The organism is Comamonas jiangduensis (assembly GCF_030162955.1).
Classification (GTDB): domain Bacteria; phylum Pseudomonadota; class Gammaproteobacteria; order Burkholderiales; family Burkholderiaceae_C; genus Comamonas; species Comamonas jiangduensis.
The window spans coordinates 34,322-57,352 of record NZ_JARXOV010000016.1 but is presented as its reverse complement, the minus strand read 5'-3'; the positions used below and the strand labels follow the sequence as shown (position 1 = coordinate 57,352).

22 protein-coding genes, 5 tRNA genes and 1 riboswitch are annotated in these 23,031 nt (G+C 58.0%); of the genes, 10 read left to right on the top strand and 17 right to left on the bottom strand.

The window, feature by feature from the left end:
• Positions 1–152: 152 nt before the first annotated feature.
• From QEP12_RS12875 to QEP12_RS12865, 3 genes are all read left to right on the top strand, one after another.
• Positions 153–719 carry a septation protein A gene (locus QEP12_RS12875; RefSeq protein WP_284214507.1) on the top strand — a complete coding sequence of 189 codons (567 nt, stop codon included), beginning with the start codon at positions 153–155 and terminating at the stop codon, positions 717–719.
• Positions 712–978, top strand: coding sequence for a BolA family protein (locus tag QEP12_RS12870; protein WP_284214506.1), 267 nt, complete (start codon positions 712–714; stop codon positions 976–978). The genes QEP12_RS12875 and QEP12_RS12870 overlap by 8 nt, the downstream gene beginning before the upstream one ends.
• Positions 979–1,050: 72 nt before the next feature.
• Complete coding sequence (locus QEP12_RS12865; RefSeq protein ID WP_219162207.1) at positions 1,051–1,836, top strand: peptidylprolyl isomerase; 786 nt, start codon at positions 1,051–1,053, stop codon at positions 1,834–1,836.
• A gap of 73 nt (positions 1,837–1,909) precedes the next feature.
• Here the strand turns inward: QEP12_RS12865 and QEP12_RS12860 are convergent, their stop codons facing one another.
• The 4 genes from QEP12_RS12860 to QEP12_RS12845 all read right to left on the bottom strand — a co-directional run bounded on the left by QEP12_RS12860 (position 1,910) and on the right by QEP12_RS12845 (position 5,851).
• On the bottom strand, positions 1,910–3,184 hold the full coding sequence (locus QEP12_RS12860; RefSeq protein ID WP_284214505.1) for an acyl-CoA dehydrogenase family protein: 1,275 nt from the start codon (positions 3,182–3,184) through the stop codon (positions 1,910–1,912).
• Positions 3,185–3,278: 94 nt separating this feature from the next.
• Complete coding sequence (locus QEP12_RS12855; protein ID WP_174862732.1) at positions 3,279–4,379, bottom strand: phosphotransferase; 1,101 nt, start codon at positions 4,377–4,379, stop codon at positions 3,279–3,281.
• A 6-nt stretch (positions 4,380–4,385) separates the two neighbouring features.
• The gene (locus tag QEP12_RS12850; protein ID WP_219162210.1) at positions 4,386–5,105 is read right to left on the bottom strand and encodes a Crp/Fnr family transcriptional regulator; all 720 of its coding nucleotides are present in this window, start codon (positions 5,103–5,105) and stop codon (positions 4,386–4,388) included.
• Between the two features lie 464 nt (positions 5,106–5,569).
• Positions 5,570–5,851, bottom strand: a complete 282-nt coding sequence (locus tag QEP12_RS12845) for a hypothetical protein (protein ID WP_284214504.1) — start codon at positions 5,849–5,851, stop codon at positions 5,570–5,572.
• A 256-nt stretch (positions 5,852–6,107) separates the two neighbouring features.
• A riboswitch (TPP riboswitch) is annotated at positions 6,108–6,209 on the top strand.
• Positions 6,210–6,282: 73 nt separating this feature from the next.
• Between QEP12_RS12845 and QEP12_RS12840 the strand changes: the two genes are divergently transcribed.
• Complete coding sequence (locus QEP12_RS12840; RefSeq protein ID WP_284214503.1) at positions 6,283–7,575, top strand: purine-cytosine permease family protein; 1,293 nt, start codon at positions 6,283–6,285, stop codon at positions 7,573–7,575.
• A gap of 302 nt (positions 7,576–7,877) precedes the next feature.
• The gene (locus tag QEP12_RS12835; protein ID WP_219162213.1) at positions 7,878–8,363 is read left to right on the top strand and encodes an SH3 domain-containing protein; all 486 of its coding nucleotides are present in this window, start codon (positions 7,878–7,880) and stop codon (positions 8,361–8,363) included.
• An 84-nt stretch (positions 8,364–8,447) separates the two neighbouring features.
• On the opposite strand, the gene thiD is transcribed toward QEP12_RS12835, so the two are convergent.
• Positions 8,448–9,314 (bottom strand): bifunctional hydroxymethylpyrimidine kinase/phosphomethylpyrimidine kinase, encoded by an 867-nt coding sequence (gene thiD, locus QEP12_RS12830; RefSeq protein WP_284214502.1) that lies wholly within the window; start codon positions 9,312–9,314, stop codon positions 8,448–8,450.
• A gap of 287 nt (positions 9,315–9,601) precedes the next feature.
• On the opposite strand from thiD, the gene QEP12_RS12825 reads away from it, so the two are divergent.
• From QEP12_RS12825 to QEP12_RS12805, 5 genes are all read left to right on the top strand, one after another.
• Positions 9,602–10,714, top strand: a complete 1,113-nt coding sequence (locus QEP12_RS12825) for an FAD-dependent oxidoreductase (RefSeq protein WP_284214501.1) — start codon at positions 9,602–9,604, stop codon at positions 10,712–10,714.
• A 60-nt stretch (positions 10,715–10,774) separates the two neighbouring features.
• Complete coding sequence (thiS, locus tag QEP12_RS12820; RefSeq protein WP_174862751.1) at positions 10,775–10,972, top strand: sulfur carrier protein ThiS; 198 nt, start codon at positions 10,775–10,777, stop codon at positions 10,970–10,972.
• Positions 10,973–11,076: 104 nt separating this feature from the next.
• Positions 11,077–11,892, top strand: coding sequence for a thiazole synthase (locus QEP12_RS12815; protein WP_284214500.1), 816 nt, complete (start codon positions 11,077–11,079; stop codon positions 11,890–11,892).
• A complete protein-coding gene (gene thiE / locus QEP12_RS12810) occupies positions 11,885–12,823 on the top strand; it encodes a thiamine phosphate synthase (protein WP_284214499.1) in 939 nt (312 codons plus the stop codon). Before QEP12_RS12815 ends, thiE begins: the two co-directional genes overlap by 8 nt.
• A gap of 160 nt (positions 12,824–12,983) precedes the next feature.
• Positions 12,984–14,024 (top strand): porin, encoded by a 1,041-nt coding sequence (locus QEP12_RS12805; RefSeq protein ID WP_284214498.1) that lies wholly within the window; start codon positions 12,984–12,986, stop codon positions 14,022–14,024.
• Between the two features lie 138 nt (positions 14,025–14,162).
• On the opposite strand, the gene QEP12_RS12800 is transcribed toward QEP12_RS12805, so the two are convergent.
• The 12 genes from QEP12_RS12800 to uvrC form a co-directional block, all read right to left on the bottom strand.
• Positions 14,163–14,855 (bottom strand): hypothetical protein, encoded by a 693-nt coding sequence (locus tag QEP12_RS12800; protein ID WP_284214497.1) that lies wholly within the window; start codon positions 14,853–14,855, stop codon positions 14,163–14,165.
• Positions 14,852–15,796, bottom strand: a complete 945-nt coding sequence (locus QEP12_RS12795; protein WP_431308089.1) for an MlaD family protein — start codon at positions 15,794–15,796, stop codon at positions 14,852–14,854. The genes QEP12_RS12800 and QEP12_RS12795 overlap by 4 nt, the downstream gene beginning before the upstream one ends.
• A gap of 89 nt (positions 15,797–15,885) precedes the next feature.
• On the bottom strand, positions 15,886–16,695 hold the full coding sequence (locus QEP12_RS12790; RefSeq protein ID WP_174862738.1) for an MlaE family ABC transporter permease: 810 nt from the start codon (positions 16,693–16,695) through the stop codon (positions 15,886–15,888).
• A gap of 321 nt (positions 16,696–17,016) precedes the next feature.
• Positions 17,017–17,092, bottom strand: a tRNA-His gene (locus tag QEP12_RS12785).
• A gap of 39 nt (positions 17,093–17,131) precedes the next feature.
• Positions 17,132–17,207: transfer RNA gene (locus QEP12_RS12780), tRNA-His, on the bottom strand.
• Between the two features lie 65 nt (positions 17,208–17,272).
• The gene (locus tag QEP12_RS12775) at positions 17,273–19,174 is read right to left on the bottom strand and encodes a SurA N-terminal domain-containing protein (protein WP_174862739.1); all 1,902 of its coding nucleotides are present in this window, start codon (positions 19,172–19,174) and stop codon (positions 17,273–17,275) included.
• A 245-nt stretch (positions 19,175–19,419) separates the two neighbouring features.
• Positions 19,420–19,495, bottom strand: a tRNA-Val gene (locus tag QEP12_RS12770).
• Between the two features lie 49 nt (positions 19,496–19,544).
• Positions 19,545–19,620 (bottom strand) — tRNA-Val (locus tag QEP12_RS12765).
• Positions 19,621–19,674: 54 nt separating this feature from the next.
• A tRNA-Val gene (locus QEP12_RS12760) sits at positions 19,675–19,750 on the bottom strand.
• 17 nt (positions 19,751–19,767) lie between these two features.
• A complete protein-coding gene (locus QEP12_RS12755; protein WP_043387285.1) occupies positions 19,768–20,040 on the bottom strand; it encodes an HU family DNA-binding protein in 273 nt (90 codons plus the stop codon).
• 298 nt (positions 20,041–20,338) lie between these two features.
• Positions 20,339–20,908 carry a CDP-diacylglycerol--glycerol-3-phosphate 3-phosphatidyltransferase gene (pgsA, locus tag QEP12_RS12750; protein ID WP_174863224.1) on the bottom strand — a complete coding sequence of 190 codons (570 nt, stop codon included), beginning with the start codon at positions 20,906–20,908 and terminating at the stop codon, positions 20,339–20,341.
• Between the two features lie 97 nt (positions 20,909–21,005).
• Complete coding sequence (gene uvrC / locus QEP12_RS12745; RefSeq protein ID WP_284214496.1) at positions 21,006–22,955, bottom strand: excinuclease ABC subunit UvrC; 1,950 nt, start codon at positions 22,953–22,955, stop codon at positions 21,006–21,008.
• Positions 22,956–23,031 lie beyond the last annotated feature (76 nt).

The following is a 23,031-nucleotide window of genomic DNA, read 5'->3' as shown; positions in this document are numbered from 1 at the left end:
CATTACCTGGACGGAGCCAGCAACCGGGCAGCTGCCGCCTGACGCCGTAACCCTTGAACTTCGCGGCCATTGGGCGCGTGCTGGCACCCCCAGCTATGGCATGCTTGCAATCTTTCGCATGACCGCGGGACGCAGGGGCCCGCATGTTTTTCATGAAACTGCTGATCGATTTTTTCCCCATCATTTTGTTCTTTGCCGCCTTTAAGGCTTGGGGCATTTATGCAGCCACGGCCGTGGCCATCGTGGCCACCATTGTGCAAATCGCCTATTTGCGCTTCAAAACCGGCAAGGTGGAAACCATGCAATGGGTGAGCTTGGGCGTGATCGTCGTCTTCGGCGGTGCCACCTTGCTGGCCCATGATGAAAACTTCATCAAATGGAAGCCCACCGTGCTGTATTGGCTAATGGGCGGCGCGCTGCTGGTGGGCCTGGTGCTGTTTAAAAAGAACTTCATCAAGAGCCTGATGGGTGCCCAGATGCAATTGCCCGATAGCGTCTGGAACACCCTGAACTGGGCCTGGACCAGCTTTTTTGCTGTCATGGGCGTGCTCAACCTGTGGGTGGCATTCAACTTTGACACCGACACCTGGGTCAACTTCAAAATGTTTGGAGGTATTGGCCTGATGCTGGCGTTTGTGGTGGGCCAGGCACTGTATTTGGGGCGCTACCTGAAAGAGCCCGAACAAAACACGGCCACCAAGGACTCCAGCCATGAGTGAAGCCATCACTGCCGCAGCCATTGAGCACATGCTGCGAGAAAAACTTGCACCCACACACCTGGAAGTGATTGACGAAAGCGCGGCCCACGCTGGCCATGCGGGCGCCAATGGCACAGGTTTTGGCACGCATTTTCGGGTTCGCATCGCGGCACCATTTTTTGACGGCAAGAGCCGCGTAGCACGCCACCGCGTTGTGTATGATTCTCTGCAACACTTTATCGACCAGGGGTTGCATGCTCTGGCGATTGAAGTGCTCTAAGCATACGATTGCGAGATTCGCCAACGGTCGTTGGCGAACACCAACCTCTTACCCTTTTTCTTGGATTTCCGCATGAAAAAACAGCTTTTGCCCGGCCTTGTGGCTGCCGCCGTGTTGGGCACTGCCGCCCTTTCGGCTTCTGCGCAAAACTTGGCCATCGTCAACGGCAAGCCCGTGCCCTTGGAGCGCGTCACCGCCCTCAAGCAACAGATTGAGCGCTCTGGCCGCCAGGTGCCCGCAGAGATGGACGCCCAAATCAAGGAAGAAATCATTGCTCGTGAAATCTTCATGCAAGAAGCCGCCAAGCGCGGTCTGGACGCATCGCCCCAATTCAAGCAGCAAATGCAATTGGCCCGCGAAACCATCCTGATCCGCGAACTGTTTGCGGACTACCAAAAGAAGAACCCTGTCACCGACGCCGAAATCAAGGCCGAGTACGACAAGTTCGTGGCCGCCAACGCCGGCAAGGAATACCGCGCCAGCCACATCCTGGTGGAATCCGAAGACCGCGCCAAGGCCATCATTGCGGAAGTGAAGGCTGGCAAGAAGTTTGAAGACATCGCCAAGAAGGAATCCAAGGATCCCGGATCGGGTGCCCAAGGCGGTGATCTGGGCTGGGCCAGCCCCGCCAACTATGTGCCCGAGTTCACCGATGCCATGATCAAGCTGCAAAAGGGCGGCCTGACCGATGCGCCCGTGAAGAGCCAGTTTGGCTGGCACATCATCCGTGTGGATGACCTGCGCGAAGCCCAGATGCCCGCCTTGGAAGATGTCAAGCCCCAAATCGCCGAGCAACTGGAACAGCAAAAGATGATGCAGTTCCAGGAATCCCTGCGCGCCAAGGCCAAGGTGCAATAAGCCTACTGCTTTGACAACCACAAAAAAAGCGACCTTTGCGGTCGCTTTTTTCTTGGGCTTTACGTAGTGCTTCTTACGAGCCGCGTGTCACAGGCACCTGCGCATCACGGCCATAGTTGCCGTGCTTACCCAGCTCCCACTTGGCGATGGCATTGCGGTGCACCTCGTCAGGACCGTCAGCAAAGCGCAGCGTGCGTGCGTTGACATAGGCATGGGCCAATGGGAAGTCTTGGCTCAAACCGCCGCCGCCGTGCACTTGCATGGCCCAGTCGATCACATCGCAGGCCAATTGCGGTGCCACCACCTTGATCATGGCGATTTCGGTACGTGCCACCTTGTTGCCCACGGTGTCCATCATCCACGCGGCCTTGAGTGTCAGCAGGCGCGCCATATCGATGCGGCAACGCGCTTCGGCAATGCGCTCCTGGGTCACGGTTTGCTGGGCAATGGTCTTGCCAAAAGCAATGCGGCTGGAGGCACGCTGGCACATCAGCTCCAGGGCACGTTCGGCCTGACCAATCAAACGCATGCAGTGGTGAATGCGGCCAGGGCCTAAGCGGCCTTGGGCAATCTCGAACCCACGGCCCTCGCCCAGCAGCACATTGCTCACCGGCACACGCACGTTCTCAAAATACATTTCCATGTGACCATGCGGCGCATCGTCATAGCCCAGCACCGTCAATGGGCGCACCACGCGCACACCGGGGGTGTCAGCGGGCACCAGCACCATGCTTTGCTGCGAGTGCTTGGCCGCTTCGGGATCGGTCTTGCCCATGGTGATGTAGATGGCGCAGCGTGGATCGCCCGCGCCCGAAATCCACCACTTGTGGCCGTTGATGACGTATTCATCGCCCTGGCGCTCCATGCGCGTGCAGATGTTGGTGGCGTCACTCGATGCCACTTCGGGCTCGGTCATTGCAAACGCAGAGCGGATCTTGCCGTCCAGCAAAGGCAGCAACCATTTCTGGCGATGTTCGTCATTGCCATAGCGGGCAATGGTTTCCATATTGCCGGTGTCGGGGGCCGAGCAGTTGAACACTTCGGAAGCCCAGCCCACACGCCCCATGATTTCCGCCAAAGGCGCGTATTCCTGGTTGGTTAGACCTGCGCCTTTGACACCGGCAATTTCTGCCGTGTCTTTGGGCAAAAACAGGTTCCACAGGTCTTGCTCTTTGGCTTTTTCTTTCAGCCCCTCAATGACGTTCAGCGGTGTCCAGCGTTTGCCTGCTTGCGTGTTGGCTTCCAGTTCATGGTGGAAGGTCGATTCATTCGGATAGATATGCTCATCCATGAAGCGCAGCAAGCGCGCCTGCAGTTCCTTGGTTTTAGGGGAATAGTCAAAGTCCATGGAGTGCTCCTTTTTGGTCAACTAGCAAACAATGGGCGTGCACTGCCCCCCGGCAGCTGCAGGCCGTCTTACACACGAGGGGGAAAAGGGTCCGTCAGCGTGCCTGGGCGCTGTGTTTTTGCGCGTAGCTCCAAGCCAGTTGGGCCATCGGCCGTGCCGTGTCGCCCGCTGCTTTGGCCTGCGCGCTGGAGGCGGTGCCTGCCTCCACACGTTTGGCAATGCCTTGCAAAATGGCCGCAATGCGGAACATGTTGTAGGCCAGATAAAAGTTCCAATCAGCGTTGAGCTGCTCCAGCGTGGCCAAACCCGTGCGCTCGCAGTACATACGCATGTATTCCTGCTCGCTGGGAATCCCCAGCGCCGCAATATCCAAGCCACCAATCCCGCGCCCCAGACTGACGGGAATGTGCCAGGCCATGCAGTGGTAGCTAAAGTCGGCCAAGGGATGGCCCAGAGTGGACAGCTCCCAATCCAGCACCGCAATGACCTTGGCGGCATCCTGCGCAAACATCACGTTATCCAGCCGATAGTCGCCATGCACGATGGAGACCTTGCTTTCATCCTTGGCGCTGTCTGGCATGTTGGCGGGCAGCCAGGCCATCAACTGATCCATCTCTGCAATGGGCTGAGTGACGGAAGCCACGTACTGCTTGCTCCAGCGGCCAATTTGGCGCTCAAAGTAATTGCCGGGCTTGCCGTAATCTGCCAGCCCCTGCTGAACCACATCCACGCTGTGCAGTGCTGCAATCACGCGGTTCATCTCGTTGTAGATGTCTGCGCGCTGGGCGTTCGTCATACCAGGCAAGGACTGATCCCACAGCACGCGGCCGTCTTTGAACTCCATGATGTAGAAGGCGCGCCCAATGATGGATTCATCCTCGCACAAGGCATACATGTGCGGCACCGGCACATCGGTGCCAGCCAGGCCGCGCATCACCTTGAACTCGCGCTCAATCGCATGCGCTGAGGGCAGCAACTTGGCCACCGGGCCAGGCTTGGAGCGCATGACGTAGCTGCGCCCCGGCGTGACCAGTTTGTAAGTCGGGTTGGATTGCCCACCCTTGAACATCTCCACCGTCACGGGGCCTGCAAAGCCAGCCACATGCTGGTTCATCCACTGGCTCAGTGCCTGCACATCAAAAGCATGTGCTTCAGAGACGGGTTTGGTACCTACAAAATGGTCAAAGTTGCTCATACGTCTTTAAAAGTCAGTTTCCACAATGCGCAGCAGCCCATCGCGGTCGCGCACTACCAATCCACCCGGCTCGATACGGATGATGTTCTCGCGCTCCATGCCCTTGAGCTCCTGGTTCACGCGCTGGCGTGATGCCCCGAGCAGTTGGGCCAATTCTTCCTGCGCCAGCTGCAGGCCGATGCGAATCTCCTCGCCATTGGCAAGGCTGGGAATGCCATAGCTGCGCGCCAAGTGCAACAACTGCTTGGCCAGCCGTGCACGCAGCGGCAGCGTGTTCAGGTCTTCCACCAAACCGTACAACTGGCGAATGCGGCGTGCCGCCAGCCACAGCATGGCTTCGTAGAACTCGGTGTGGGTGGCCAAAATGCGTTTGAAATCCGCCTTGGCCACGCACAGCAGCGTGGTGGAGCCATGGGCATACGCGTCGTGCGTGCGCCGGTCTCCATCGAAAATTGAGGTATCGCCAAACCACAACCCCGGCTCTACGTAAGTCAGCGTGATTTGCTTGCCCGTGATGGAAGTGGAACTCACCCGTACCGCGCCCTTGGCGCAGGCGAACCATTCCTCCGGCACTTCGCCGCGTGCGCAAAGCAAAGCTCCATCTTTGAATCGTTTGACGTATGCGCATCGCAGAATGTCGTGCCTGAGCGAAGGGGAAAGGGATGAAAACCAGCGACCTGAGTTGATCGCTTCACGTTCTTCGATAGTAAGAATCGGGTCGTCCATAGCCTGTCGTTTCTGTGACTGAAAACCGGTTCATTGTCGCGTCAGAGACCAGCGTATTGACCACTCAGCGCAGCACAACATGCACAAGTTGTCCAGAAAGTGACAGTCTTTGCTTTACCAGCACACAAACTCAAGGGTTTACCCTTAAGTTATTGATCACAAATAACTTATTTCCTGCAGGCAGCGCTCCCTGCAGGCGCACGGTATAGGGTTTTTTGCGTCGAAATTTCCGCACTGCAGAACAAAACCTCTGCTTTTCTCCCCCTTCACCACGCCTTCTTATCCCACAGCCAGTCGCACTTTGGCGCCGGCCGCAGCCAATGCCGTGCACCTGCGTGCGCTGACGCTAAGCACCCCCCAAACAAAAGCGGCATTGCAAAGAGAAGGTTTCTTTGCAATGCCGCTTATTTGATAGCTGCTAGCGCTTGCTGCATAAGCGCTAGAGGCATATTTGACTCAAATTATTATTTTTCAGCCACTTCACTGCTTGGCAGTGTGATTGGCAAACGCTGGCCGTTCACATCCACCACACAGCTGACATCCGCCCGTTGCACCGGTGTGCCAAGAAAGATGTGCTCCCACCCCGGCTGGAGCGGGAAGTTCATGCTTTCATTGACCAGCTGGCGTTCATCCAGCAGCGCCTGCATATCACTTGCGTTCAATTCAATGCGCTGCGGATAGGCGTTGTCATGGCTCTTCCAATGGTCACGCACGATGGCGATCAGGGCTTCATACAGGTTTGGCATGGCGAGGAGTTTAGAGGCTTTGCCTGCGCAGCCAATGTAGAGACAGCATCTCCTTGGCGCTCCAGTGCCTAAATGCCTCTGGCACACACCCTCAGCTCCTTATTGCTACACATCCTCACACGCCCTGTACATGCGCCTCCCCGCTATACCACTGCCCCGCGCGCATTGCCCAAAGACAGCGCATACCAGCTTCTGGGGTGCTGCATTGCTAGCTTTTTGCATGGCCTGCATGCACAATCGCGCCGCCACATTCGTGGCAACTCGCTAGGGGTGCCCCTGCTGCCAAGCAGTGGGCTGAGAGAGTCCCTTTGAACCTGATTGAGATCATCCTCGCGCAGGGAAGCTGTTGGTTTAGGGCTGCTCCATGCATACGCTGCATGCGCTGGCATGCCTGTCACGGCCCCTGCTTCGTAGGCATACGGAGCATTGAATTGAATACCTCCTCTTCGGCGTCTTCCAACCAAGCGCTGTCTCCCACCTCCCCCGCTGAGCGCGTCTTTGCCATGCATGACCACGCTGCGCTGTGGTTCAGCCTGGGCGTAGGCCTGCTGGTTATGCAAGTGGGCGCTTATTTGCTGCCTGCCCTGTCGCCACAGCAAGCGCTGCTGGCCATTGCGTGCGGCTCTTTGCTGGGCGCTGGCCTGCTGGGCTGGATGGCCAAGATTGCGTGTGACACCGGACTGTCCAGCGCGGCGCTGATGACGCATGTGTATGGGCGCCAGTTTGCCAAGCTCCCGATCGTGCTCAATTTGGTGCAGCTGATTGGCTGGGGCACGTTTGAGCTGGTGGTGATGCGCGACGCCAGCGTGGCCATTGGCCGCCAGGCAGGTGGCATGGCCGCCAGCTACTGGCCCATGGTGATGACGCTGATGTGGGGCGGCGTGATCGCGCTGCTGATCAGCGGCTCCATGCTCAAACTGGTGCGCCAGTTGATTGCCCGCGTAGCCTTGCCGCTGGTGGTGCTGTCTTTGCTGTGGCTGACTTGGCACTTTGTCGGCTTGGCGTTGGAGCAAGGCTGGCAAAGCCTGTGGAGCCGTCCTGGCCAAGGTGGCATGGGTTGGTTGCCCGCCATGGACTTGGTGATTGCCATGCCTATTTCCTGGCTGCCCTTGGTGGCCGACTATGCGCGCCATGGCAAAGATGGCCGCAGTGCCATGCGCGGCACCTGGTTGGGCTTTGCCGTAGCGAATATGTGGTGCTATGGCTTGGGCGTGCTGGTGGCATTGACGCTGCCCAGCGCCGATCTGGTCACTGCGCTGCTGCTGGCACAAGGCGGCTTGATTGCCTTGACGCTGATCTTGATTGACGAAGTCGACAACGCCTACGGTGACACCTACTCCGGTGCCATGGCTGCACACAGTGTGGTGCCCAGCTGGAGTGTTCGCCGCTGGGGCCTGCTGTTGACCGTGCTGTGCGTGCTGCTGGCCCTGGTGCTGCCCATGCACAGCATTGAGCCCTTCTTGCTCACGCTCAGCTCGGTGTTTGTGCCTTTGTTTGGCGTAATCCTGGGCCGTCTGGCATGGCAGCCTGCCGCGCAGCGGCTTGCGCAGGCACCGCAATGGATGGCCAACGCCCAGCACGCACACTGGCCCACCGTGACCTTGTGGCTGGCGGGTATTGCGCTCTACCACAGCATGCCCTTGATTTCTGCCGATGCAGGCAGCGCCTTGCCCACCCTGCTGGTGTGCTTTGTGGCAGCCCGTTGCCTGCCACGCACCACGTGAGGGAGGGGGCGCGAAGCCGCAGGCAGTACCGGTGTACGACAAGGCGAAGTGACAACGTACCAAGGGCCGCGTGAGCGGTTCTAAGGCACATCAAACCCGTGGTGCGCACGAGTTGTGTCCAAACGTTTCGCCAGTTAATATGCCTCGCGATGCAAAAATGTCAGGGCTTGGCTATTTGTTTTGTGAGACATGTTCACAACAACACGCTCTAACCCAGGCATGATTTCGCACTTCGTCGGCACCACGTTGGTTGTTTTTGCATGTGGAGCCACATCGGATTGATTCACAGGAGTTATCACCGCGTGCTGCCACCATTTGCCCTTCCCCTCACTCGCCACCTGCGCCGTGGCGGTTTCGCTGCGCTGCTGCTGGCTGGCTCTATTGCCAGCGCGCCTTCCTTGGCCCAAGCCCAAGAGTTTTTGAGCATCAAGGGCAATACCGTCAACATCCGCGCCAAGCCCACTACCAAATCCGACATTGCGTGGGAGCTGATCAACGGCTACCCCGTGCAAGTCATTGCCAAGCAAGACGATTGGGTCAAAGTCAAAGACTTTGAAGGTGCTTTGGGCTGGGTGCACCTGCCGCTGACCTCTTCGGAAGCCTACTACCTGATCAAGTCTGACAATGTCAATCTGCGCGCCGGCCCCGGCACCAAGCACAGCGTGGTGACCAAGCTGAGCAAGTACGACATCGTCAAAACGCTGGAAAAGCGTGATGGCTGGGCCAAGGTCAAAACTGCGGAAGACCAAGAGGGCTGGCTGCTGGAAAAGCTGGGCTGGGGCTGGTAAGACTGCACGCCCTGTGCTCCTCATCAAAAAAGGCGCCCAAGGCGCCTTTTTTATTGATAGCTGCCAAGGCAATACCCGTGCGGCTCAACCCCTCAAAATCACTTGGGGCACGGGGGCAAACCCATGGTTCAAGGGGCCATGCCCCTGCCCGGTGTGTACCTCTGCACCGGAGGCAATTGCCCCAAGGATGTAAGTGCGCGCACTTTCCACCGCGGCCTGCAACTCCAGCCCCAGCGCCATGTGCGCTGCAATCGCCGACGACAAGGTGCAGCCCGTGCCGTGGCCGTTGTGCGTGTGGATGCGTTGCGAGCCCAGTTCTTTGCGCAACCCATCACGCCCGGCCAGCAAATCCACCACCCATTCACCCGGCAAGTGCCCGCCTTTGAGCAGCACCTGCTGGGCACCCAGCGCCAGCAGGTCTTGCACGGCCTGCTCCATCGCGCTGGCATCCGTAATCTGGCGGCCAATCAGCCAGCCAGCTTCGTCCAGATTGGGCGTCACCACCGTCGCCAGCGGGAACAACTCCCGCACCAGCACACTCACGGTTTCATCATGAATGAGCTTGTCACCGCTGGTGGCCACCATCACCGGGTCCAGCACCACCTTGGTGATGCCATACGTGCGAATGGCATCTGCCACCACCTGCACCACCTCCGGGGCGTGCAGCATGCCGATCTTGACGGCATCGACCCCAATGTCTTGCACCACGGCGTCAATCTGTGCCTTGAGCATCAGCGGTGGAATGCCGTGGATACCCGCGACCCCGCAGGTGTTCTGCGCGGTGATGGCCGTAATGGCCGTCATGCCGTAGCAGCCCAGTGCACTGAAGGTTTTCAAATCGGCTTGAATGCCTGCGCCACCGCCGCTGTCAGAGCCTGCGATGGACAACACCCGCGCATAACGCGGCAAGGAAGTGGAGGCACTGCCTGCGGGCAGTTGTTGCGTAGTCATGCCAAAAATTATGACCCAAGCCAAGGCTTGTTCACGCGCTGCTGCCGCATTTACTGCTGCTGTGCTGTAATTGCGGCTTGCGGACGAAACAGGGGTGTCCCGCTGGCAGCACATGCTGCACAGCGCGCGGCTGAGAAAAACCCTAGGGCAAGCACCGCACCGCGTGCCGCCCTGCTACCCGATCCAGATCATGCTGGCGTGGGGAGTTTCACCAGAGCGGCAGCTGCGCACAGCTGCAACGCCCGTTTTGTCCATGGCGACAACCACCCACGGACGAAGTACTGACCATGATCGCTCTGACCACCCCTTCTCACATTGCCATTTTGGGCGCCGGCCTGATGGGCCGCTTGCTGGCTTTGGAGCTGGCGCGTGAAGGTCACCGCGTGGAAGTGTTTGAAGCCAAAAGCGCCGATGCTGATGGCGCCGCCGCCCGTGTGGCTGCCGCCATGCTGGCTCCGCTGGCTGAATCTGCCATCACCGAACCCGGCGTGGTGCGCATGGGCCAATACGGCCTCACGCGCTGGCCCGAGCTGATTGCGCAGCTGGACGAGCATGTCTTCTTCCAGCAAAACGGCACCTTGGTGGTGTGGCACCGCCAAGACATGGCCGACGCCAACCGCCTGTGCAGCCTGTTTGAGAAAAACCGCCGTATCAACCCCAGCCTGCCAGCACTGCAGAGCTTGGGCGCCGAAGGCCTGAACAACGTGGAGCCGGCCTTGCAGGGCCGCTTCCAGCAAGGCGTATACCTGCCTGGCGAAGGCCAGCTGGACAACCGCCAGTTGCTGGCCGCCCTGGAGAAAACCTTGACCCGCTTGGGCGTGCAGTTGCACTGGCACACCCCGCGCGAAACGACCGATTTCACCCCCGGCTCCGCAGGCCAGCCCGACTTGGTGATCGACTGCCGCGGCCTGGGCGCACGCACCGCATGGCAAGCGCTGCGCGGCATTCGCGGCGAAGTGGTGCGCGTGCATGCCCCTGAAGTCATCCTGCAGCGCCCCACCCGGCTGGTGCACCCACGCTACCCGCTGTACATCGCCCCCAAAGAAAACCACATCTTTGTGATTGGCGCCACCGAAATCGAATCCGACGACATGGGACCGGCCAGCCTGCGCTCGGTGATGGAGCTGCTCAGCGCGCTGTACACCGTGCACTCCGGCTTTGCGGAGGCCCGTATTTTGGAAATTGCCACCCAATGCCGCCCTACACTGCCCGACAATCTGCCTGCCGTACGCTGGCTGGATGAGCGCGTGCTGCAAGTGAACGGCCTGTACCGCCACGGCTACATGATTTCGCCCGCCATGCTGGACATCACCCTGCAAATTCTGCGCAGCGGCAGCACCGAGCTGGCCCAGCGCTTTGATGTGGCCGTGCACACCCAGCCTGCGCTCGCCGCCGCCTGATTTTTTGACTCCCGGTGCAGCCCACCCGCTGCACCGTTTTGTGCCTGGATGCATTTGCCCATGAACATCACCATCAACCAACAAACCGTGGAACTGCCCCCCAACGCCACCGTGGCCGATGCCGTGGCGCACTGGCAAGCCCAGCCACCGTTTGCAGTGGCTGTGAACACCGAGTTCGTGCCCAAATCACGCTACGCGGCCCATGCCTTGGCCGAGGGTGACCGCATGGAGGTGATTGCCCCCGTCACAGGCGGCTGAAGCACCCACCGCAACATGCATAGCCCAATATGCCTCTAGCGCTTATGCAGTAAGCGCTGACAGCTATCAATCCAGCATATAGACATTCGACCTTCTTGCCAGCCATGAGCAACCACACCTCCTCCGCCGACAGCCTGGTGCTGTACGGCCAAACCTTCCAAAGCCGCCTGTTGCTGGGCACTTCACGCTACCCCTCGCCGGCCGTGCTGGAGGCCGCCGTAGCGCGCGCCAAGCCCGCCATGGTCACCGCCTCGCTGCGCCGCCAAGGCAGCAATGCTGCCGAAGTGGCTGAAACCGGCGCCAGCTTCTGGGAGCTGCTGCGCAAGCTGAACGTGCCCGTGCTGCCCAACACTGCGGGCTGCATGACCATCCAGGAAGCCGTCACCACGGCCCAAATGGCACGCGAGGTGTTTGACACCCCTTGGATCAAGCTGGAGCTGATTGGCGACGACTACACCCTGCAGCCCGACACGCTGAATTTGGTGGAAGCCGCCTCCATCCTCATCAAAGACGGCTTTCAAGTGCTGCCTTACTGCACCGAAGACTTGGTGCTGTGCCAGCGCCTGGTGGACGTGGGCTGCCAGGCCGTCATGCCCTGGGCCGCGCCCATTGGCACAGGCCGTGGCCCTGCCAACCCTTATGCCATGCAAACCCTGCGCGAGCGCCTGAACGTGCCGCTGATTGTGGATGCCGGTCTGGGCCGCCCCTCGCACGCCTGCACCGTGATGGAATGGGGCTTTGATGGCGTGCTGCTGAACACGGCCGTGGCCTTGGCAGAAGACCCCGTGCGCATGGCCGGTGCGTTTGCCGATGCCACGCAAGCGGGCCGTGACGGCTACTTGGCCGGTGCCATGGCCGAGCAAACCGCCGCCCAACCCAGCACGCCCGTTTTGGGCACACCGTTTTGGCACCATGCTTAACTCCGACATTCAAGCCCTGGCCGACCGCATCGTCCACCACCACAGCGCCACCTTCGGTGCACGGCTGCACCACGATGCCAACTCCGTGGAACTGGTACCCCAGCCCACGCCGCCTGCACAACGCAGCGAAGCGGCGTATTTGGCCGCTCTGCACGCTTGCAGCCAACTGGGCTTTATCGCCGTGGATGCCGAATGCCTAGCCCAGGCCTGGCAGCGCCAGACTGAGCGTACCCATCACTTTGATGCCACGCACTGGCCTGACAGCCCGCAAGACTTTGGTTTAAGCGGTGCCAATCCGGCGCTGGCCTTCCCCGCATGCCCGCGCGCCTTGGGCCTGTATGGCGTGCTGCCCAGCGCCGAATGGGTGGGGCGCATGGCCCGCGCTGGCGTGCCCACGGTGCAGCTGCGCTTTAAAAGCGACGACCAAGCCGCCATCCAGCGCGAAGTACAAGCGGCAGTAAAGGCCGTGCAATGCACCGGCGCCCGCCTGTTCATCAACGACCACTGGCAAGCCGCGATCGACGCCGGTGCCTATGGCATCCACGTTGGCCAAGAAGATTTAGACGCCTTGGAAGGCGCGCAGCTGGACGCCATCCGCGCCAGCGGCCTGCGCTTGGGCGTCAGCACCCATGGCTACGCCGAAATGGTGCGCGCCCATGCCGTGCAGCCCAGCTACATCGCCCTAGGCGCCGTGTTTCCCACCACGCTCAAACGCATGGCCACCGCCCCCCAAGGCACAGCGCGCCTGCAGGCCTATGTGCGCTTGATGCAACAGTACCCACTGGTGGCGATTGGCGGTATTTCGGCCGAGCAGTTCCCCGAAATTCTGGCCACCGGTGTGGGCTCCATCGCCGTAGTGCGTGCCTTGGTGAATGCCCCCGACCCTGATGCGGCCGCGCAACACTTGTCGGCATTCATACCAGTGTCATAAGCCATTCATCCAGCGATACACTCGCGCACCTGCTCACTTCCTGCACACTGGCACAGCTTGTGCTTTGTATACAAAAGCAGCACTCAGGTGCAGCCTTGTGCATCTGAAGTGGGCAAACGGCTGACCGCTTTTTTATTCGACCTTTTGAGGGAGTTCCCCCGTGAAAAAATCTCTGATCGCTTTTGGTGCCGCCTTGGCATGCATGGGTGCTGCACAAGCACAAAGCAATGTGCAACTGTCCGGCCTGGTGGACATGTACGCCGGCTCGATGAAGACCGCTGGCAATGAACGCAGCAGCCAAGTAGGCTCTGGCGGCATGACCACTTCTTGGTGGGGCATGAATGGCACGGAAGACCTAGGCAACGGCCTGAAAGTGGGTTTTGCACTGGGCGCCTTCTTCCGCGCGGACACCGGCACCCCCGGCCGCTTTGACGGCGACACCTTCTTCGCCCGCGATGCGAATGTGTCACTGTCCGGTGGCTTTGGTAGCGTGAAGCTGGGCCGTTCCATGGCCCCCAACTTCCTGCCCACCATCCTATTCAACCCCTTCGGCGACTCCTTCACTCTGTCGCCCCTGGTGCTGCACGCGAACACCCCCTGGCCCACTTTTGCCAACGACTACCGCACTACGGCAGCAGACACCGGCTGGAGCAACCAGATCACCTACAGCACGCCCGACTTTGGTGGCCTGCGCGCCAACCTGCACTACCAATTCGGCGAGCAAGCGAATGCCAATAGCAAAAAGAACATTGCGGCCAATCTGATCTACAACAATGGCCCGTTGGCACTGACCGCATTTATTGAACGCGCCCAGGTCACCAACCCCACTCCAGCACAGATGGCGTTCCCCAAGCAAAACTGGATGCTGGGCGGCAGCTACGACTTCTCTGCGGTCAAACTGTACGCCACCTACGGCCAGTCCAAGCTGCAAGACACAAATGCCTACGAAGGCAAAACCGTGTCGCTGGGGATGGATGTGCCCGTCACCAAGGCAGGCACTTTCAAGGCTGCGATCGCTCAAACCAAGGCAGAACTAGCTCCTGGTACTAGCGACGCTAAACGCACAACAGCCACCCTCGGCTACGACCACTTCCTCTCCAAGCGCACCGATGTCTACTCTGCCGTCATGTACGATAAATTCACGCAGAACGGCAGTGAATCCGGCACCAGCGTGGCCGTGGGTATCCGCCACCGCTTCTAAGCCCAGCGCACAGCAAAAAGCCCCGCATAGCGGGGCTTTTTTATTCCATACATTCAATTCAATAGCTTAAAGCGCCTGCCCCACAATCATTTCAAGGCTATAACCATCTGAAATCATTGAAAAGCAAGCGCCTAACACTCACTTTTTCTTACTAGCAACTTCGGCATTCTGTAGCACCTGCAAGCGCAACTCCACCGCCTGCACACCGGCGGCATTGCCTGCCGCTTGGTGCAGGCGTTGCTCCAGCAGCAACCACGCCATCACCGAACGGCGCCAGCCTTGTGCAGATGCCAGCTGCACCGCTTGCTGCACCCCTGCAAGCTCCAAATGCCCTGCGCGCACGGCCACGCCTGCGGCCGTCAATTGCGAAAGCGTGGCCTCCGCTGCGGGAGCCGATTGCCCTGCCTGGCCTGCCAGCAATTGGCGGGCCATGTCCTGCTGCGCCTTGGGCAGCAAAGCCACATCCTGGGCAGTGTGCTGCACTTGCAAATAGCGGGCATAGGCCTGCTCTGCGGGCTGTGCACCTGCGGCATAACCCTGGTAATGGGGGCAGTCCGTAAATTCCAATGCGGCAACTTGGGCCGCACACTGCAGCAGCGCCAAACGCGCCATCTGACTGGGTTGCCCGGTTGCCGACACCTGCGCAAAGGCTTTACGCCACTCTGCCTCGGCCACCCGCGTGTCACCTTGCAAATAAGCTTTCACCGCACGCTCGGACGCGGACTGCGCTTCCAGCGCCCAATCCGGTGCCGGCGGTCGGCTGGAGCATGCCACCGCCCCGAGCAACCCCGTAACTACAGCAGCAATGCGGAAGATGCGAGGCACTGTCATGGCAGTTGAACCTCTGCCTCTTTAGCGCCTTTGGCAAACGGCCATTTGCGCTGTAAATCGGTCAGCATGTCTTCAATCTTGCGCAAATTGCTTTCCACCTCGTTGCGCAACTGACCAAGGTCGCTGCTGGCATCATTCACATTCGCACTGATGGATTCGGCATTCACCAGCACGGCATCCAGCTTTTTCAAGCTGGCTCGCGTCTCTTGCAGCAATTGATTGAGAGTCTGTACCGTCTGACGCACTTGGGGCATGACCCCATCTGCATCAAACACCTGCTGATCGGCACGCCGCACCACGTGATCCATGCGCGCCAGCAACTGGTTGGCACGGTCGAGCATTTCCACCGTTTTGCGCGCATTCTCGGGCGTTCCCAACAACACCTCCATGGCCCCACTTTCGCCATTGAGTTTTTCCCCCAACTGGCGAATCTGGTCCATGGATTTACCCAGAGCCGAATCCTGCGCGGTCATCATGCTGAGGTTGTTGAGCAAATCTTTGGCCATGGCAACGATCTGTGGAATTTCTGCAGTGGCATCACCACGCAGAACCGGGCGCTCAGCACCATCCTGCAAAGGCGGGTCTTGCAGCATGCCACTGTAAGCCTTGATGGTGGTGCCACCCACCAGCCCTTTCACCAACGTGAACACACTGGATTCACGCAGCCAATGTGCATCTTTGCTGGCCACAGCCACCACTATGCGGACATTCCCATCGGGGGCTAGCTCCAGCTTGCTCACACGTCCAATCGGGAAGCCTGAGAACGTCATATCCATGCCCACAGTCACGCCCTCGGAATCATCCGAAGTCAGCACCAACGTTTGGGTCGTCTCAAAAGCACCGCGCGCATACAGCAAATACACAGTGGCCCCGGCGATCAAAGCAATAGTGAGCAACAGCAAAGCCGCAGCTTTGCGCTCCAAATGCGCCACAGACCTCAACTCCGCCGCAGGGGCGGAGGCAACTGAATCCGGTAAAGATGGCTTACTTGAATCAGGCAAAGGTCACAACCCTTCCAACGTTGTAGTACTTAATAGTAATTACCCATCAACGATGCCAGCTCAATCAGCAGCAGCACCGCGAACATACGCACCAGGCCATTGAGTTCATCGCCCGGCCGAGACAATCGCCGTGGCTTGGCATACAACCCCGTCGACACAGGAATGATGGCAACTGCCAAGCTAGACAGCCAGGTTTTCAACACAAAAACCAAGGTCACTGACGGGTTGAAGACATGGCCAAACATGCGGGTGTAACCCGGCACGCCCGCCCAGCTAAAACCATACACCCCGATGTACGCCATCACCAGCGCCACCACACAGGACAGCGCCGCCAAGGTCACACTGGCATACAAGCCAGAAACCACGCGCGGCAGGACCTCCAGGCGCATCAAGGCTTCGCCACGCTGCGCGCGTGCGTCCCACGCTCCAGAGCTGCGCATAACAGCCAGCTCGGTCGCATAAGGAATGGTGCAGCGCATGGCCACGAACAAGCTGGCCGTCAACGGAATCAACTCTAGCACCAGCACCCGCACCACCATTTCCAGGGCATAGCGCGACAAGCCATAGCTGATGGCTGTCACCACCACGATGCGCGTGATCACCAGACAAATCAAGGCAGCCAGCACCGTAAAGCCAAGCAAGATCGGCGCTGTGTCCCGATACATACGCTGCAAAATCGGCTGCAAGGACGGCCACAGGTATGTGGAAGGCGACAGCAGCAGCACCCACACCATCGCGAACAAATAAAAAATGCGGCCCCAGGCCACAGCTGTATCGCGCGCAGCCTGCCATATACGCAAGGACAAAGAACCTCTTGAGGGATGCATGGAAACCATCATAGGTAAAGCCAGCAAGATTTACCAATGCTGCCTCATTGCATTCAGCCTTCCGCTATCACCTCACACCCCAGAAATGGGTAGTGCCCAAACCCTCTGGAACAGCTATTCACCAAACTGGCTGCAGCAGCAGCGACCTACTGGGTTGGCATAGTTCGCGTGCGTCGCGCCCACGTATAAAACACCCACGGGCCAAGTGTGCAGGTCGGCCAAAGCATCAGAGCAAACTACCAACACCTGTGCTGAGCAACACAATCCGCGTGAACGGCATTCGGTAATGCACAAAACAAAAGGCCCATCTTGGTAACAAGATGGGCTTTTATATGGGGCGATCAATGGGGCTCGAACCCACGACAACCGGAATCACAATCCGGGGCTCTACCAACTGAGCTATGACCGCCGTAAAGGGCTGTTTTAAGTAACACTTAAAACTAAATTTTGGGGTGGCTGATGGGGCTCGAACCCACGACAACCGGAATCACAATCCGGGACTCTACCAACTGAGCTACAGCCACCAGCAGAGATTTGAATTATAGCTGATTTCTTAAGTACTCAAGGAAACCAGCTATGAATTTCTTACTTAGGGTCGAGCCACTTTGAACTGCACATCGAATTTCTTCTTAAGCAATTCATAGTACGCAGCGCCTTCCGCAGTACTCGTCAATTGTACATACTGCAGCAATGCTTGGCGTGCAAAGTCCTCACTTCTTGTGTCCTGGGGAACAATTTTGTTCACCTTCACAATCGCATAACCTGCATCGCCCATGCTTACACCTTCCCATGCAGGCAAAGCATCGGTTTTCGCCTGGAGTGCCGCGTTCAGTACTTGGCTTGGCATACCTACGGGGTTATCCCGTGCAACCACGACGGCTGGCAACAAGCCTTGCGCCTTAGATGCATCCGCCTTCCACTCTGCCAACTTAGCCTCTCCCGCCTCACGCGCGAGCACTGCAGCTTGCTGCTCCACATACAAAGTCTTCACGCGCTCTGCAACTTCCTCAAATGCAAGTTGCTTGGCAGGCTGGTAGCTCACAACACGACCGGAAACCATTTGGTTCGAGCCGATGTCAATCGCATCTGTATTGCGCTTGTTATCAATGCTGTCAGCGGCAAATAAAGCCTCTAGGAACGCCTCACTCGCCAACACACCTTCAGCACCAGCCTTGGGCTCTCGCGTGACGCCGTCTACCGTCTGCAACTTCAAACCCAACTTCTCAACTGCGGGCTGCAAGCTCTCCGCTTGCTCGTATACCGTATTCGCAAAAACTTCTGCCACCTCAGCAAACTTGCGCTGCGCTTGCTGATCTTTGAGATCATTCACAATTTTTTCACGCACTGACGCAAAGCTGGGAAGCTCAGGCTGCTTCACATCCGTTAACTGGATGATGTGAAAGCCAAACTCAGATTCGACGACGCCACTGATCTCGCCTTTTTGCATTCCAAATGCCGCTTGCTCGAACTCAGGCACCATGGCACCGCGTGCGAAGTATCCCAAGTCACCACCCGATGCCGCAGAGCCTGTGTCTTGCGATTCAGCCTTGGCCACTTCTGCAAAACTTGCGGGATTGGCCTTGACCTTCTCATCAATCGCTTGAGCCTTCGCCTTGGCAGCCTCTCGCTCCTGCGCAGGCATGCTCTTGGGTGCATTCACCAAAATATGGCTGGCACGACGCTCTTCTTGACCACTCGCTAGACGAGAGGCATTTTCTTTGTAGTAAGTCTGCAGATCCGATTCATTCAATTCAATGCCATCACGCACCGTCTTGAGATCAAGCACCACGTACTCGACCTTGGCCTGTTCAGACTGCTGGAATTTCGCCAGATTTGCTTGATAAAACGCTTTCAGATCTTCGTCTTTGACTTGCACCTGAGAGACAAAGTCCTTGGCTAGGAATTGAGCCACTTGGATTTCACGACGCTGCAAAAACGCATCCATCGCCGCATTCGCAACCGCGGGTGTTGCCAACGCGGTATTCATGACATTCCCCAGCACCTGCCCCAAAGACATATCACGACGCAAAGCAGCCTCATAGCCTTCCGGCGTCATGCCTTGCGCAGCCAGCAGCGCCCGGTAACCTTCTGCATCCAGGCTGCCATCAGGCTTGCGCAAACTGGTAATCGCGGGAATTTTCTGCAGCGTACTTGCCAGTGCGGCATCACTGGTCACCAAGTGCATTTTTTTTGCTGCAACCTGCAATACACGATCGCGCACCATGCGCTCTAAAGTGGCGTAACGTGCTTGCGGCGAGTCCAGCAGCTTAGTGTCGATGCCGGGATTTTCTGCACGCAAACGATCACTCTCATAGCGGTGCGCGTTATCCCAATCATTTTGGGTGATGTCTTGCCCGTCTACCCGTGCGACCGTCGGGCTAGAGCCCGAAAAATAGCTCTGGTCGATACCGACAAAAATGAACGAGGGAATGATCAGCAAGAACAACAAGATCATGACGAACTTGGAATGCTTGCGGATTGATTCGAGCATAGTCAATCTTTCTGAGGATGCATAAAAAAAGGCGAACCCTCGCTCGCCTTTTCAATGGAATTGCGTAGCCACTGCAAGTGACCGACGAACCGAATAAGGAAACCTGCAGATTCTACCTGCTCAACTCCTTTACACATCTGCAGATGTTCTAGGGACTGCGCAAGCAACATCACAATGTTATCCAAAAGCCTCTAGCAACAAAAAAGCACCTGGCTTTTTAGCAAGGTGCTTTTTGTGTGATCGAGTGGTGGGTGCTAACGGGGTCGAACCGCTGACCTACGCCTTGTAAGGGCGCCGCTCTACCAACTGAGCTAAGCACCCACTGCAATCTTCTAAACCTGCATCTATTGCAAAGATGCCTCACAGCGAATGGTGGGTGCTAACGGGGTCGAACCGCTGACCTACGCCTTGTAAGGGCGCCGCTCTACCAACTGAGCTAAGCACCCGCTGTGGAATAAAAAAAGCATCTAGATCACTCTATATGCTTTTACAGTGGGAAGTGGTGGGTGCTAACGGGGTCGAACCGCTGACCTACGCCTTGTAAGGGCGCCGCTCTACCAACTGAGCTAAGCACCCCACTGTTAAAACTTTGATTAGTTCAAAGCGTCCTTCAGGGCCTTGCCTGGACGGAACTTAGGCACTTTGGCCGCTTTGATCTTGATGGTGTCGCCAGTGCGGGGGTTGCGACCTGTACGGGCAGCGCGCTTGCCAACTGCAAAAGTACCAAAACCTACCAAGGAAACTGTACCGCCCTTCTTCAGGGTTTTCTTCACTGCGTCGATCGTCGATTCCAGTGCGCGAGCTGCTGCAGCCTTGGAAATATCGGCGTTGTTAGCAATGTGCTCAATCAGTTCAGTCTTATTCACAAGATGCCTCTCGAGAAATGGTTGTTGGAGCGCCTTTGTGACAGATGCCTCTACAGAGGCCTCTACACCAAATGGTGCTTGTCAGCGTTAGGCGAGATTCTAGACAGGTTTCTCAGGCGTTTTGGCAAAAGCTACGATTTTTTTCATGCTTGCGCACGAAGCGATTCATGGCCTTATTCCATGAATGCTCACGCCATGCCTGAGCGAACAGCCACTTTTGTACACGGCCACGCACGTTCAGGCAATAAAAAAGCGCTGAGGGTGTTCCCGCAGCGCTTTTATTGGAGACCGTACAACGTTAGTGCTTGACGCGGCTTCTAATCTCTGGGATTGCTTTTTGCAAGTAGTACACCATGGACCACACCGTCAGCACCGCAGCTGCCCAAATCAGAATTTGGCCCCACAAACGGGTATCAATAGCGCCAAAGAGCACGCCATCAAACAGCAAGAAGGGAATCGCCACCATCTGCACCGTCGTTTTGACTTTGCCAATCATGTGCACTGCCACACTCTTGCTGGCGCCGATTTGCGCCATCCACTCGCGCAGCGCAGAAATAGCAATTTCCCGGCCAATTATGATCAGCGCCACAAATACGTCTGCGCGCTGCAAATGCACCAGCACCAGCAAGGAAGCGCACACCAAAAACTTGTCTGCCACAGGATCCAAGAACGCGCCAAATGAGGAAGTCTGATTCAAGCGCCGTGCCAAAAATCCATCCAGCCAATCCGTGGCTGCAAAAACAATAAACATCAACGCCGCAATCAGATTGCGAGACTCTGGCGCAAATGGCGCATAGAACACTCCAACGATCAGCGGGATCGCGAGAATCCGCGTCCAAGTCATCAGAGTGGGAATGGTGAAGAACATGCCGGCGATTGTGTCACGGCTGAAGCACTTTGGATGCAAGCCACTGCGCGATTCCTGCAAACACTTCGAAGACAACAGCCATGAAGTCAGGCCCTCTTCAATGCAAAGCGCGATAGATATCGTCCGCCAAACTGGCTGAGATGCCTTCGACCGTCATCAAATCTTCCACACTCGCGTTGGCTACGCCGCGCACACCGCCAAAGCGTTGCAGCAAACGCGCACGGCGCTTGGGCCCCACCCCCGGAATATCTTCCAAACTGCTTTGTCCTGTCCGCACTTTGGCGCGCTGGGCACGCATGCCGGTGATGGCAAAACGGTGTGCTTCGTCGCGGATCTGCGCCACCAGCATCAGGGCCGCAGAGTCATGCCCCAGATACACCTTGGGACGACCATCTGCAAACACCAGCTCTTCCAGCCCCACCTTGCGGCCCTCACCCTTTTCCACGCCCACAATGCGCGAGACATCCAGCCCCAGCGCTGCAAACACTTCGCGTGCCATGCTGACTTGGCCTTTTCCGCCATCCACCAACACCAGGTCGGGCAAGCGCGGCGCACCGGGTTCTGGGTCGGCCCCGCCTGCGGCCTGAATGGCATCTGCCACGGGTTTGTAGCGGCGCGTTAACACCTGCCGCATGGCGGCGTAGTCATCACCCGGGGTGATGCCAGTGATGTTGAAGCGCCGATACTCGCTGTTTTGCATTTTGTGGTGGTGAAACACCACACAAGACGCCTGCGTACTCTCTCCCGCCGTGTGCGAGATATCAAAGCATTCAATGCTCAGTTCATCCAGCCGCTCTTGGGGCAAATCCAAAGCCTCCGCCAGCGCACGGGTACGGGCCTGCTGTGACCCCTCTTCTGCCAACAAGCGCGCCAATTGGATGGCCGCGTTTTGCTGCGCCATCTCCAGCCAGATGCGGCGCTGCTCTCGCGGCTGCTGCACCGCCACCACTTTGTAGCCTGCCTGGGCAGACAAGGCTTGCATCAGCTGCACATCCACAGCTTCGCTCACCAGCAAAATGGGCGGTATGGGCACATCAATATAGTGCTGCGCCAAAAAGGCTTCGATCACACGCTCTTCCACCGACTGCGGTGTTTGCACAGCCTCATCTTCCGACTGGTAAACACCCATCGCGTCATCAAGCTGTGAGGGGAAATAAGCCCTGTCGCCCAAATGCCGCCCGCCCCGCACCATGGCCAAGTTCACACACGCCCGCCCACCCTGCACTTTGACCGCCAAGATGTCCACATCCTTGTCCTCTGTGGTTTCAATGGCTTGCTGGTGCAGCACCGTGCTGAGCGCACTCATCTGGTTGCGAATTTCGGCTGCTTTTTCGTACTCCAGCTGCTCGGCGTGCGCCATCATGCGCCGCTCCATGTCTTGCAGCAGCACTTGCGTTTCACCACGCAGCATGGCTTCCGCGTTGCGCACATCGGCGGCATAGGCCTCTGGGCTGATATGGCCCACACAGGGGCCTGAACAGCGCTTGATTTGATAAAGCAAACACGGGCGCGAGCGGTTGGCAAACACCGTGTCTTCGCAGGTGCGCAGCCTGAATACTTTTTGCAGCAGCTGAATGCTTTCTTTCACTGCCCATGCGCTGGGATATGGGCCAAAGTAGCGGTGCTTTTTGTCGGTGCTGCCACGGTAGTAAGCAATACGCGGAAAGCATTGGTTGGCCGGACTGTGCACATCGCCATCGTGGGCGGAGGTGCCCGTCAGCTTTAGGTATGGGTAGCTTTTGTCATCCCTGAACAGAATGTTGTACTTGGGGTGCTGCGTTTTGATGAGGTTGTTTTCCAGCAGCAGCGCCTCGGCTTCGGAGCGCACCACCGTGGTCTCCAGCTTGGCGATTTTGCTGACCATGTGACCAATGCGTGTGCCGCCATGGTCTTTCTGGAAATAGCTGCTCACGCGGCGCTTGAGGTTGCGCGCTTTGCCCACATACAGCAGTTGATCGGCAGCATCAAAGTAGCGGTACACACCAGGCAACGATGGCAGCGCCGCTACTTGGTTCAAAATTTCAGGAGAGTGCTCAGCAATCGACATGCCCGCATTGTGGCGGTTTGCACATACCCCGCCTAGCGGGCCCGGGATCTTTTCAAAATAAATAGCTGCCAGCGCT